The sequence below is a fragment of the Cellulomonas sp. P4_A2 genome, assembly GCF_056402515.1.
In genome coordinates this window covers 288870-301280 of the sequence record NZ_JBFUHG010000004.1, presented here as the reverse complement: position 1 = coordinate 301280, position 12411 = coordinate 288870, and the positions used below count along the sequence as shown (strand labels likewise).

At 72.0% G+C, this 12411-nt stretch carries 14 protein-coding genes; 4 read left to right on the top strand and 10 right to left on the bottom strand.

Annotated features, from left to right (window positions below; all coding sequences use genetic code 11):
- The 3 genes from AC1DUE_RS06285 to AC1DUE_RS06275 all read right to left on the bottom strand — a co-directional run.
- Window positions 1-578: DUF222 domain-containing protein (locus AC1DUE_RS06285; RefSeq protein ID WP_477038540.1), on the bottom strand; the 578-nt coding region annotated here is incomplete at its 3' end.
- Between the two features lie 341 nt (window positions 579-919).
- Window positions 920-1735 carry a hypothetical protein gene (locus tag AC1DUE_RS06280; protein WP_477038539.1) on the bottom strand — a complete coding sequence of 272 codons (816 nt, stop codon included), beginning with the start codon at window positions 1733-1735 and terminating at the stop codon, window positions 920-922.
- Window positions 1732-2304: a DUF1684 domain-containing protein gene (locus AC1DUE_RS06275; protein ID WP_477038545.1), complete on the bottom strand. Its 573-nt coding sequence runs from the start codon at window positions 2302-2304 to the stop codon at window positions 1732-1734. The genes AC1DUE_RS06280 and AC1DUE_RS06275 overlap by 4 nt, the downstream gene beginning before the upstream one ends.
- Window positions 2305-2526: 222 nt before the next feature.
- On the opposite strand from AC1DUE_RS06275, the gene AC1DUE_RS06270 reads away from it, so the two are divergent.
- Window positions 2527-3438, top strand: a complete 912-nt coding sequence (locus AC1DUE_RS06270) for an LLM class F420-dependent oxidoreductase (RefSeq protein WP_477038538.1) — start codon at window positions 2527-2529, stop codon at window positions 3436-3438.
- Here AC1DUE_RS06270 and AC1DUE_RS06265 read toward each other — a convergent pair.
- The 4 genes from AC1DUE_RS06265 to AC1DUE_RS06250 form a co-directional block, all read right to left on the bottom strand.
- Window positions 3435-4706, bottom strand: a complete 1272-nt coding sequence (locus tag AC1DUE_RS06265) for a glycosyltransferase 87 family protein (RefSeq protein ID WP_477038537.1) — start codon at window positions 4704-4706, stop codon at window positions 3435-3437. The two genes, AC1DUE_RS06270 and AC1DUE_RS06265, sit on opposite strands and share 4 nt — an antisense overlap.
- A 101-nt stretch (window positions 4707-4807) precedes the next feature.
- A complete protein-coding gene (locus AC1DUE_RS06260) occupies window positions 4808-5431 on the bottom strand; it encodes a LytR C-terminal domain-containing protein (RefSeq protein ID WP_477038536.1) in 624 nt (207 codons plus the stop codon).
- Window positions 5428-5754: a type II toxin-antitoxin system VapB family antitoxin gene (locus tag AC1DUE_RS06255; RefSeq protein ID WP_477038535.1), complete on the bottom strand. Its 327-nt coding sequence runs from the start codon at window positions 5752-5754 to the stop codon at window positions 5428-5430. The genes AC1DUE_RS06260 and AC1DUE_RS06255 overlap by 4 nt, the downstream gene beginning before the upstream one ends.
- Window positions 5755-5804: 50 nt before the next feature.
- Window positions 5805-6245: a hypothetical protein gene (locus AC1DUE_RS06250; protein ID WP_477038534.1), complete on the bottom strand. Its 441-nt coding sequence runs from the start codon at window positions 6243-6245 to the stop codon at window positions 5805-5807.
- A 220-nt stretch (window positions 6246-6465) separates the two neighbouring features.
- On the opposite strand from AC1DUE_RS06250, the gene AC1DUE_RS06245 reads away from it, so the two are divergent.
- Together AC1DUE_RS06245 and AC1DUE_RS06240 are read left to right on the top strand one after the other, a co-directional pair.
- On the top strand, window positions 6466-8940 hold the full coding sequence (locus AC1DUE_RS06245) for a DUF4118 domain-containing protein (protein WP_477038533.1): 2475 nt from the start codon (window positions 6466-6468) through the stop codon (window positions 8938-8940).
- Complete coding sequence (locus AC1DUE_RS06240) at window positions 8937-9614, top strand: response regulator (protein ID WP_477038532.1); 678 nt, start codon at window positions 8937-8939, stop codon at window positions 9612-9614. The genes AC1DUE_RS06245 and AC1DUE_RS06240 overlap by 4 nt, the downstream gene beginning before the upstream one ends.
- A gap of 101 nt (window positions 9615-9715) precedes the next feature.
- On the opposite strand, the gene AC1DUE_RS06235 is transcribed toward AC1DUE_RS06240, so the two are convergent.
- Complete coding sequence (locus tag AC1DUE_RS06235; RefSeq protein ID WP_477038531.1) at window positions 9716-10789, bottom strand: fatty acid desaturase family protein; 1074 nt, start codon at window positions 10787-10789, stop codon at window positions 9716-9718.
- Window positions 10790-10922: 133 nt separating this feature from the next.
- Window positions 10923-11126, bottom strand: coding sequence for a cold-shock protein (locus tag AC1DUE_RS06230; RefSeq protein WP_028049733.1), 204 nt, complete (start codon window positions 11124-11126; stop codon window positions 10923-10925).
- Between the two features lie 280 nt (window positions 11127-11406).
- On the opposite strand from AC1DUE_RS06230, the gene AC1DUE_RS06225 reads away from it, so the two are divergent.
- Window positions 11407-11823 carry a YchJ family protein gene (locus AC1DUE_RS06225; RefSeq protein ID WP_477038530.1) on the top strand — a complete coding sequence of 139 codons (417 nt, stop codon included), beginning with the start codon at window positions 11407-11409 and terminating at the stop codon, window positions 11821-11823.
- A gap of 10 nt (window positions 11824-11833) precedes the next feature.
- On the opposite strand, the gene AC1DUE_RS06220 is transcribed toward AC1DUE_RS06225, so the two are convergent.
- On the bottom strand, window positions 11834-12400 hold the full coding sequence (locus AC1DUE_RS06220; protein ID WP_477038529.1) for a TetR/AcrR family transcriptional regulator: 567 nt from the start codon (window positions 12398-12400) through the stop codon (window positions 11834-11836).
- Window positions 12401-12411 lie beyond the last annotated feature (11 nt).

Below are 12411 nucleotides of genomic sequence, written 5' to 3'. Positions count from 1 at the left end.
AGGGCGTCCAGGACGGTGAAGGCCATGACTGCCTCGGGTGCGGGCAGGTACGCGGACAGCCACGCCATCCCGTCCACCGATGCCGTCAACGACACCGCCCGGTCCTCCCGCGCCGCGACCAGGCGTTCCTGCGCGGCGGCGGGGTCGGTGGCGATCACCGCGGTGCGCACATGCCGGACCAGCTGCGGGCCCGTCATCCGCTCCGCCGCCGCCAACCCCACCGCCAGGACCCCATCACGCCCCGACGGGTCCGCGACCATCACCTCACCCATCAGGACGTCGACCTTGCGCGCATCCACCCGGCCCGCGGCCCAGGCGTCCAGGACCGCCGGGTGGGTGCAGGCCAGGGCTGCCCGCACGACCAGCATCTCCGCCGAGCGCCGCGTGATCACCAACGCACACGCCAACTCATCCGGCACCGGAGAGGGGTGGACGGGGCGGCGGACCTCCAGCTCGTGGATCGCGACCGCCTGCGCCGCCTGCGCCGCGCGGATCAGCTGCTCGAAGCCTTGGACCACCCCGACCACCGCACCCGAAGGCAAGTCCGCCACCTGCACACCATCGAGCAGGCCCGCCAACTCCAGGAGAGAGGCACCCGGCACCGGGAACTCCGGCAGCCCGACCCCGGCGGTCGTGGCCGCTGGCCCGGCCGTTGAGGTGGACTCCGCAGAGGTGGGATCGGGCGCAGCCGAGGAGTTCGAAGCGGAGGCCGGGCTGGACCCGGACGCGGGGCTGGACGCCGACGTGAACCCGGGGTCGGAGGCGGACGCCGGGTCGGACGCGTCGGGTCGTATCGTGCTCATTCGTCGCGCCGCCTCTCGTCCGCCGGATCGATCCGTTCGAACAAGTGTACGATCGACCACCGACACGCGACCGGTCGTTGACGAGACCTGTGGACAACGGGCTCGTGGACGAGGCGTCAGTCCAGACCCAGCAGGCGGCGCCAGGCGCGGTGGTGCTCGACGGTCACGCCCTCGTAGCCGGGCAGCTCGCTGAAGGCGTCGCGAACCAGGGCCGTCTCGGTCTCGATGGCCGCGGCTCCGACGGAGGCGAAGGTGTACTGCGGGCCGCCGGCGACCTCGGCGGTGTCGGTCTCGACGCCGACGGTGAAGGGCAGGCCCGCGGCAGAGGCGGCGACGACGGCGGGGCCGGCGAGCGAGACGATGCCGGAGGGGCCGTGGGCGTGGTTGGCGAACGCGACGACGGCCACGCGGGATGCGAGCGGCAGCACGGCGTCGAGGACCGTGCCGTCGCGGTACGGCTCGTGCGCGAGCCACCACGGCACGTCGACACCGACGGCCACCAACGCCCCGACGTGCGTCAGGAGCGCGATCCACTGGTCCAGCACCAGCTCGCGCGACGAGGTCCAGGCGGGCGTCGTCCACGGCTCGACGTCGAGCTGCACGCACGACGACATCCCGCCGGAACGCACCGCGGCGAGCGCCCAGGTCGACGCCAGCGTCGGTCGGCCGAGCCACGACGGGTCCCCGCCGAGCGGCTCGACCTCCACGGACGCCTCGCGCAGGGCCGAGCACACGGACGCGAACCACGAGCCGACCGGTCCTTCGTCGGCGGCCCAGGGCGCCGACAGGAAGACCCGGCCGAGGGACCGCGAGGCGCAGAACGACACCAGGCCCGACACCGAGGCGGGCTCGTACGCCCGCCCGCGGGCGTCGTCGGCCGGCAGCACGGGGTTGTCCCACGCCCACATCGAGGTGAGCGCGGACGGGGTCATGAGACCGACGAGGACGGGAAGGCGAGCTCGCCGACGGGCACCTCGACGGCGAGCGTGTTCGCGCGCGTGGCCAAGGGGCACGTCCAGGCGGGGTTGTAGGCGCAGGACGGGTTGTAGGCGAAGTTCAGGTCGACGACGAGCAGGGAACCGGCCATCCCGTGGTCGGCGCCCTTGACGGTGTCGAGCACGTACCGGCCGCCGCCGTAGGTCGTGGTGCCTGCCAGGGCGTCCCGCACCGGCACGAACAGCCCGCCGCCGTAGGTCTTCAGCGACCAGACGGCCAGCGACCCCAGCGACCCGAGCTCGACCGTCCCGATGCGCTCGAACGGCACGACGCCGTCGGTGGCCGTCGCGACGTCCATCCGCTGCTGGCCGGCGGGCTCGATGGTGACCTCGAACCGGTACGCGGGGTCGTACTGCGCCACGTCCAGACCGGCGAACGACGCGGACGCGACAACGTCGAGCGGCGAGGCGGGGTGGGTGGCGAAGAGCTCGTCGCGCTGCTGCACCCAGACGGCGTGCGCCGCGGAGGGATCGGAGGCGGCGATCCGACGGACGTCGGCGTACATCTGCGCGACACGGCGGCGCCAGTCGGCGATGGCCACAGGGTCGAAGGCCGAGGCGGGGGCTGTCACGAGAACCACGGTCGCACGTCGCACCCACGATCAGCGAACCAACGTCCGAGCAGATGTGGGCGGGGCCCCACATCTGCTGGGACGCCGCAGGAGAGGTTCTCCACATGTCGGGACGCGCGGATGAAGCGAACCTGGTCGTGTGTGAGGCTGGAGCACATGGATCTCCGCATCTTCGTCGAGCCCCAGCAGGGCGCCTCCTACGACGACCAGCTGGCCGTCGCCAAAGCCACCGAGGAGCTGGGCTTCGACGCCTTCTTCCGCTCCGACCACTACGTCCGGATGGGCGCCGGCGACCCGGACCCGGGTCCGACGGACTCCTGGACGACCCTCGCGGGCCTCGCGCGCGAGACGAGCCGGATCAAGCTGGGCACGCTCGTCTCGTCGGCAACCTTCCGCCATCCGGGGATCCTCGCGATCCAGGTGGCGCAGGTGGACCAGATGTCCGGCGGCCGCGTGGAGCTGGGCCTCGGCGCGGGCTGGTTCGAGCGCGAGCACGCGGCGTACGGCATCCCGTTCCCGGCGAAGCGGTTCGGCCTGTTCGCGGAGCAGCTCGAGGTGATCACGGGCCTGTGGAACGCGAAGGAGCCCTACAGCTTCCACGGCGAGCACTACGACCTCACGGACTCGCCGGCGCTGCCCAAGCCGGCCCACGACATCCCGGTGATCATCGGCGGCAGCGGCTCGACCAAGACGCCCGCGCTGGCCGCGAAGTACGCCGCGGAGTTCAACCTCAACTTCCCCGCGCCGCACGAGGTCGAGGCCCGCGTGAAGGTGCTGCGTGCGGCGTGCGAGGCCGCCGGCCGGGACCCCGAGACCCTCACGTTCTCGGTCGCCAACGTCGTGTGCGCGGGTCGCGACGACGCGGAGGTGGCCCGTCGTGCGGCGGCCATCGGCCGGGACGTCACCGAGCTGCGTGCGAACGGCTTCGCGGGCACGCCCTCGGCGGTCGTCGACCGGATCGCCGACTTCCGCGAGCTGGGCGTCAACCGCGTGTACCTGCAGGTCCTGGACCTGCACGACCTGGACCACCTGGCGTTCATCGCGTCCGAGGTGGCCACGCAGCTCTAGGCGACGGCCAACGACGAGACCGGTGCCGGGACCGACGGGTCCGCACGAGGCGCCCGGATCAGCACGACCACCGTGTGCACGAGAAGCACGATGAGCGCGATGTTCCGGGCGGCGAGCACCAGGGTCGTGCCAGGGCCGCCATTGATGACCTCGCCGTAGAACCACGGGAACACGATCTGCGTCGCGCCCGCGATCCCGAGCGTGGTCCAGGCGGTCACGTTCCACCCGGGCAGCCGCAGCGCGAGGGCGACGGCGACCGGCGGCGCGAGCCACGTCATGTACTGCGGCGAGCCCACCTTGTTGAACACGAGCAGCACGAGGGTGATGAGCATGGCGCCGCGGATCAGCATCTCGGTGCGCGCCAGCCCGCCCGCCCACAGGGCCGCGCCGATCCGCTCGCGACGCCACCACAGCAGCAGCACCGCGAGGGCGAGGGTGACCGGCTGGAGGATGCCGAGGAGGGTCACGGCGACCGGTGTGCCGGGTCCGACGATCTCCCACGTGATGATCGGCTCGTTGAGGAACGGGTGGACCGCGGACGTGAACAGCCCGGCGAGGATCCACGGGGTCGCACCGGGCGACTCGATCTGCAGCCCGCGCTTGTCCTGCTCGGTGAGGAACGAGGCGATGTGCTCGACCCCGCCGCCCAGCGCGACGGCCCCGATGATCACGGCCGAGACCAGGGCGCCGGGCACGACGACGCTGCGCCACGGGCGTCGGACCGCGAAGAACATCGACAGCAGCAGTGCGCCGGGGGCGACCTTGACCCACGCGGCCGCGGTGAGCAGCGACGACGCGATGCGCGGATGGTTCAGGGCGATGGCGAGCGCGACGATGATCGCGGGCGCGACGACCGCGTCGAGCCGGCCCATCGCGATCGGGCCGAGCAGGAGCAGGAACCCCAGCCACCACCACGCGCCGGTCGTCGTGCCCCGGCCGTGGGGGTCGGAAGGGCGCGGCACACGCAGCAGGAACGCGAGCGCGACCGCGTCGAGGGCGATCACGAGCAGGGCCCACACCGTCGCGTAGTGCGAGTGGTCGCCCGTGCCGCCCGCGGCCGCGGCCAGCATCGGCAGGATGGCGCCGGCCGGGTAGACCCAGTCGCCCGACAGCACCGGCCACTGGCCGTCGTGCAGGCCCAGCCACATCCAGTAGCGGTAGAGCTCGAGGTCCCAGAACGCCCGGTTGGGGATCCACACCAGGCCGACGAACGCCAGCCACACGTGCACCAGGCCGAAGGAGACCCAGACCGCGGGCTTGGACTGCATCAGCTGGCGCAGCGGGACCTCCCAGGACGTGACCCACAGGGCCGTGCGGTGCGGGATGCCAGGCTAGCCCGCCGGCCCGTGCCAGCGGACGAACCCGGAGGTCAGCCTGCGGGGGTGGGGGCCGGGGTGTCGGCGGGGGCGATGACGTCCGCGTACGGCGTGCAGCCCGCGGGGGCGACGAGCGGGACGGCGGGGTCGAGTCCGACGGCGTCGACGGGCTTGAGCTCGTCGAACTCCTCGCCGAGGGCGACGTTGACGGTCGCGTCCTGGCCCGCGATGAGCAGCAGCGTCGCGCCGTCGAACTGCGCGAGGAGCGTGTAGGCCTGGGTGATCCCGTTGATGCCGAAGGTGATGCGCGCGACCCCGTCGTACCCGTCGACGTTGGAGGTGGCACCGACGACGAACCCGCGCTGCTGGAGCGCTGTCGCGGTCGCACCGGCGAGGCCGACGCGCGAGGTCGCGTTGTTCACGTTGACCGTGATCGCGGCGGCCGGGACCGGCAGCGCACCCTCGGGCGGGCACGGGAACGCCTTGAGGGCCTCGGTCGGCGAGGGGGCCTGCGCGATCGCGCGGTCCAGGCCGGGCAGGTCGAGGTTGCCGGTATAGACGGCCGCGGCACCGAGCCCGACGAGCGCCAGGCCGGCGAGCAGCACGCCGAAGATCACGGCCTGCCGCTCGTGCATGTGGCGGCGGCGCAGCTGCCGGTTGCGGTCGAGGTCGGTCATGTCGCTGCCACGACGGGGACGGCGTCGCTCGGCAGGACGAGGACCCGCGCGTGCAGGACCGGACGCTGGTGCAGCGCGGCGCGCACGGCGCGGTGCAGCCCGTCCTCGAGGTACAGGACACCGCGGTACTGGACCACGTGCGCGAACATGTCGCCGTAGAAGGTGGAGTCCTCCGCGAGCAGTGCGTCGAGGTCCAGGGTGCGCTTGGTGGTCGTCAGCTCGTCGAGCCGTACCTGGCGCGGAGCGACCTCCGCCCACTGCTTGGCCGTGGTGAGGCCATGGTCCGGGTAGGGCCTGCCCTCGCCCACGGCCTTGAAGATCACTGGGGGAGTCTAAGCGGACAGGGGCCGACGAGTGTGACGGTCGCGCAGGATCACCCGCGCGCGAGCCGTCGCTGGGTCTCGACGAGCGCCGTGGCGTGCACCTTCTCGACCTCGTCGGACAGCCCCGTGTGCTCCCATGCGTGCGCCGTCAGCTCGAGCGCGAACGCGAGCCCGAGGTGGTAGTCGATCCACGGGTCGGGCTGCGGGCCGTCGCCGTGCGGGACGGGGATCGGCGGGTGCACCTCGTTGCCGCAGTAGTCGGACACCTCGATCGTGACGTCCCCCCGGACGGCGTGCTGGAAGCGGGCGAGCTCGACGAGCTCGAAGCCGGAGGCGATGCCGGACCGGAAGGCGGGCGGCAGCGGCTGCGGGTTGAGCGCGACCTCCTGGCCGTGCGTGTGGCCGTACGGGCCGAACGGGTTGCCGTACAGCTCGAAGATCTCGGGATGGTGCCGGCCGATGATGCCGATCACCGTGGTGCTGAGCGTCATGGTTCCCCCTGCGTCGTGTGCTTGCTGTCACCGGAGAAGAGACATTTCCGACGACGCAGATACAGGTTCCGGCCCAAGCCTCGGCGGTGTGATCGCGCCGTTCGTCGGCATCAAGCTCACCGACCTGGTCGTCGTTGCCTGCGGAACTGGATCTCGGAGTGCTCGGCGAACCGCGCGTCGACGTCCTGCGGCTGAACCGGGCGCTGCGGACAATGGGGTCGTGACCAGCGAAGGCCCGCGACGGGGTCGGCTCACCGTCTATCTCGGCGCGGCCCCCGGCGTGGGCAAGACCTACGCGATGCTCGACGAGGCCCACCGGCGGCTGTCCCGTGGGACGGATGTCGTCGTGGGGCTCGTCGAGACGCACGGCCGGCCCGCGACGGCGATCCAGCTGGAGGGGCTCGAGGTGCTGGACCGTCGCGTGCTGGTCCACCGCGACGCCGAGTTCACGGAGCTCTCCGTCGAGGCGGTGCTCGCCCGCGACCCCGACGTCGTCCTCGTCGACGAGCTCGCGCACACCAACGTGCCGGGCAGCATCCACGAGAAGCGCTGGCAGGACGTGCACCAGCTGCTTGCGGCCGGGATCGACGTGGTGACCACGGTGAACGTGCAGCACCTCGAGTCGCTGAACGACGAGGTCGAGGCGATCACGGGCGTCAAGCAGCGCGAGACCGTGCCCGACAGCGTGGTGCGCGACGCCGACCAGATCCAGCTCGTCGACCTCTCGCCCGAGGCCCTGCGGCGGCGGCTGGCGCACGGCAACGTGTATCGCGCCGAGCAGATCGACGCGTCGCTGACCCAGTACTTCCGCGTCGGCAACCTCACCGCGCTGCGCGAGCTGGCGCTGCTGTGGCTGGCCGACCGGGTGGACGACGCGCTCGCGGTGTACCGGCGCGACCACCGGATCGAGCAGCCGTGGCCGGCGCGCGAGCGGGTGGTCGTCGCCGTGACCGGGGGCGCCGAGGTGGACACGCTCGTGCGCCGCGGCGCCCGCATCGCCCAGCGGTCCGCCGGGTCCGAGCTGGTCGCGGTCCACGTGCTCGCCACGGACGGCCTGCCGAGCGCGCCGCCCGCGACCATCGCGGCCCAGCGGCGGCTGGTCGAGTCGCTCGGCGGCACGTTCCACACGGTGGTCGGCGAGAACGTCGCGACCGCCGTCGTCGACTTCGCGCGCGGGGTGAACGCCACGATGATCGTGGTCGGCGTCTCCCGGCGGAGTCGGCTGCAGGAGGCGTTCTCGTCGTCGAACGGCACCGAGATCGCCCGGCTGGCCGGCCAGATCGACGTGCACCTGGTGACGCACGAGCAGGCCAGGGCGGGCCGGCGCCGGCCGCGGCGCTCGTCGCTGTCGGGCGGCCGTCTGATCGCCGGCTGGTTGGCGGCGGTGGTCGGGCCGGTCCTGCTCACCGTCCTCCTGCGACAGCTGCGCGACGTCGTCAGCCTGCCCACCGACCTCATGCTCTTCCTCGCGCTCACCGTGCTGGTCGCACTGATCGGCGGTCTGTGGCCGGCCGTGGTCAGCGCGGTCGTCGGGTTCCTGCTGCTCAACTGGTTCTTCGTGCTGCCGACGGGCCGGCTCACCATCGAGCGGCCCGAGAACGCGCTCGCGCTGGTGGTGTTCGTCCTGGTCGCGGCCGGTGTCGCGTCCGTCGTCGACCTCGCCGCACGACGCACGGCCGAGGCGTTCCGGGCCCGCGCGGAGGCGTCTGCGCTCGCGGCCGTGTCGCGGTCGGTGCTCTCCGGGGAGGACACCGCGGCGGCGCTCGTGGCGCGGCTGCGAGAGACGTTCGGGCTGGACGCCGTGTCGCTGGTCGAGGACGGGTCCACCGTCCTGGCTGCCGACGGGCCGGCCCTCGACGTCGCGGACTCGCAGGTCGTCCTCACCGTCGACGAGCGGCGGGTGCTCCTGCTCTCCGGCCGCGTGCTGCCCGCCTCCGACCGGCGGGTGCTCGAGGCGTTCGCGTCGCAGGTCAGCATCGTGCTCGAGCACGAGCGCCTGAGCGCCGCGGCGGAGCAGGCGCGGGTGCTGGAGCAGGCCGACGCCACGCGGACCACGCTCCTGGCGGCGGTCTCGCACGACCTGCGCACGCCGCTGGCCACCATCCGGGCGTCCGTCGACGGGCTCACCTCGCCGTCGCTGGAGCTCGACGAGACCGACCGCGCGGCCCTCGTCGGAACACTCGAGGAGTCCACCGCCCGGCTGGAGCGGCTGATCGACAACCTGCTCGACCTCTCGCGCCTGCAGACCGGAAGGGTCCGGCCGGTGCTGCGCGCGACGAGCCTCGACGAGATCGTGCCGTTCGCGGTCGAGGGCTACCCGGCGGGTCTCGTGCGGCTCGACGTGCCGGAGGACCTGCCCTTCGTGCAGACGGACCCCGGTCTGCTGGAGCGCGTCGTCGCCAACCTGGTGTCCAACGCGGTCCGGTACGCGCCCGGCTCGCCGGTGGTCGTCGGGGCGTCGGTGGTCGGTCGTGCGATGGTCGTGCGTGTGGTGGACAACGGGCCGGGCGTTCCCGACGCGCTCAAGGGCCGGCTCTTCGCGCCCTTCCAGCGGCTCGGCGACACCACCGGTCCGGGCCTGGGCCTCGGGCTGGCGGTCGCGGACGGCCTGGCGACGGCGATCGGCGCCGACCTCGCCGCGGAGGACACGATCGGCGGCGGGCTGACGATGCTCGTGACGGTCCCGCTCGCATGAAGGTCCTCGTGGTCGACGACGAGCCCGGGCTGGCGCACGCCCTCGCGATCACGCTGCGCGCCTCGGGCTGGTCGGTGGAGACCGCGTCCGACGGCGCCTCCGCCCTACGCGCCGCGGCCGCGCACACCCCCGACGTCCTGCTGCTCGACCTCGGCCTGCCGGACATGAGCGGCCTCGACGTCATCACCGCCGTCCGCGCCTGGAGCCGGATGCCGATCGTCGTCCTGTCCGCGCGCCAGCACGGCGAGGACAAGGTGGACGCCCTGGACGCAGGGGCCGACGACTACGTCACCAAGCCGTTCGCGATGAACGAGCTGCTCGCGCGCCTGCGTGCTGCCGTGCGGCGCGCCGCMCCCGCCGCCGGGGAGGACGAGGCCGTGGTGACCACCGGCTCGCTGACCATCGACCTCGCCCGCGCCCGCGTCCTGCGCGATGGCGAGGAGGTCCGCCTGACCCCGACGGAGTGGTCGATGCTCGAGGTGCTCGTCCGCAACCGGGGTCGCCTCGTCGGTCGACGCCAGCTGCTGCAGGAGGTCTGGGGGCCGGGCTACTCCGACGAGACCCACTACCTGCGTGTCTACTCGGCCCAGCTGCGCCGCAAGCTCGAGGACGACCCGGCGCACCCGCGGCACATCCTCACGTCGCCCGGCCTGGGGTACACGTTCGAGGTCTGAGCCCGGATCGGGCCAGCCGGGCGACGCCCGCGACGGGACGACGAAGCCCCCGTCGCTCGGAGGCGGCGGGGGCTTCGTGACGGCTTGCGGAGGCCGGTGGATCAGGCGCGGTAGACGGCCGTGATCGGGCAGTTGAACGGGTCGCGGTCGGCGAGGCCCACGGTGTTCAGGTACTTCACGATGATCGCGTACGACTTGGGCAGCGACACCTGCATGTACGGGATGTTGTGCTCGCGGCAGTACGCCTGCACGATCGGCTTGGCGCGGCGCAGGGACGGCCGGGGCATCGACGGGAACAGGTGGTGCTCGACCTGGTGGTTGAGCCCGCCCATGAGCACGTCGACCCACTTGCCGCCGCCGATGTTGCGGCTGGTGAGCACCTGGCGGCGCAGGAAGTCGAGGCGCGAGTCCTTGGGGATCAGCGGCATGCCCTTGTGGTTCGGCGCGAACGAGGCGCCCATGTAGAACCCGAAGATGCCCATCTGGACGGCCAGGAAGACGAGCGCGATCGGCCAGGACATCACCAGGAACACCAGCGCCAGGCCGCCGCCGAGGCGGATGGTCATCATGACGATCTCGGCGGCCCGGTGGTCCAGCTTCTCGCGCGACGACAGCCGCTTGACCGCAGCGACGTGCAGCGCCACGCCCTCGAGGAAGAGCAGCGGGAAGAAGAAGTAGCCCTGGTGGCGGATGAACCACTTGCTGAGCTTGCCGGTCTTCGCGGCGGCCTGGTCGGGCGTGAAGGCGAGCACCTCGAGGTCGATGTCGGGGTCGACGTCGATCTTGTTCGGGTTGGCGTGGTGGCGGGTGTGCTTGCGCTGCCACCAGCCGTGGCTCAAGCCGACGAACAGGTCGGCGAGCACGAGGGAGGTCCAGTTGTTCGCGCGTCCGTCGGCGAAGATCTGCCGGTGCGCTGCGTCGTGGCCCAGGAAGGCCACCTGCGTGAGGATGACGGCGGCGACGGCCGCGACGGCCACCTGCCACCAGGAGTCGCCGACCAGGATGATCGTCGCGACGAGGCCCAGCACGGCGAGCACGGCTGCCGAGAGGCGCACGGCGTAGTGCGCGGGCCGGCGCTTCATGAGGCCGGCGGCCTGGACGGTGCGGGTCAGCTCGGTGAAGTCACTGACGGCACGGTCGCGCGGCCGCGTGGGTAGGGCTGTTGCAGAGCTCATGAGGGGTCCCCTCCATCGTGCGTGGCGCGCAGACGTACGTGTGGAACGACATCGTCGGGCGCACTTGCCGATGATGCGACGAGACCCCGACCGACAAGATCGGCCGGGGTCTCGTGCTCTGGAGCTATTCGGCTCAGAGAGGCGTGATGTTCGACGCCTGCGGGCCCTTCGGGCCCTGCGTGACCTCGAACTGAACCTTCTGGTTCTCCTCGAGCGTGCGGTAGCCGCTCGTCGTAATGGCCGAGTAGTGCGCGAAGACGTCGGGTCCGCCGTCCTCGGGGGCAATGAAGCCGAAGCCCTTCTCGGCGTTGAACCACTTCACGGTGCCAACAGGCATGATGCTCTCTTCTCTCACGTGCGGTATGGACAACCCCGTCTGACCGGGACCGGTGGTAGCGGTGTTCGTCGTCCTGCTCCGAGGTGATCCTCGAGAACGTTCTGCCGGGTCTCCCGCGGCTTTCTGACAAGCGATTCACTGCGACTACAGGGACAACCGTACGGCAACATGGCCCTGACCGGAACGCGAGCACTGTCTCGATCGTGAAACGGGACACCTTGCGTGGTGCGGCGAGCCTGTAGGTTCGCGCCCACGGAGCCCCCTCGACAAGGAGCCGACGATGGACGTGGACGACGACCGGTGCCCGTGCGGGTCGGGCGATGCGTTCGTCGACTGCTGCGGCCGCTACCTGCTGGAAGGCCGTCGCGCACCGACCGCGGAGGCCCTGATGAGGTCCCGCTACACGGGGTTCGCGACGCGTGACCGCGACTACCTGCTGGCCAGCTGGCACCCGAGCACCCGGCCCGACGAGCTCGAGCTGGACGAGCAGATGATCTGGCGCAGGCTCGACATCGTCTCGACGGATGCGGGCGGTCCCTGGGACGAGTCCGGGACGGTCGAGTTCGTGGCGCACTACCGGATCGACGACGGCACGGCGATCGGCCAGCGCGGACGCCTGCACGAGACCAGCCGGTTCGTCCGCGAGGACGGTCGCTGGCTGTACGTCGACGGTGGGTTCGACGCGATCGCTCAGTAGGCGCGATCGGTCAGCCGACGGGGGCCGACGCGTCGAGCAGGACCGACGCCACCGCGCGCGCCTCGAACGCCGCCGACAGGTTCCGGTCCATCCGCACCGCCTGGCTCGTGCCGTCGTAGAGCAGGTGCAGCTGACGGGCGAGCAGCTCCGGGTCGGCGGCGCCGGCCTCGCGGGCCAGGTCCGTGAACAGGGAGCGGACCCAGGAGCGGTAGCTCGCGGTCGCGTGCACGACCAGGCCGTCCGACGGGGCCTCGGCGGAGGCGAGGGCGAACGCGCACCCGCGGTAGGTGGGCTGCTGGACCATCTCGGCGAGCGCCTCGAAGACGGCGAGGATCCGGTCCTGGGGCGCGTCGTACGCGGACACGTGCCGCATGACGCGGTCGGTGATCCGCACCCGGCGACCCTCGAGGTAGGCCTCGACGAGCGCCTCCTTGGAGCCGAACGTGTTGTACAGCGACGCCTTGGCCACGCCGGCCTGCTCGATGACCCGGTCGATGCCGACGGTCTGCACGCCTACCCGGTAGAAGAGGTCGTCGGCGGCCTCGAGCAGCCGCTCGCGTGCTGTCGCCGTTGCCATGGCCACCATCC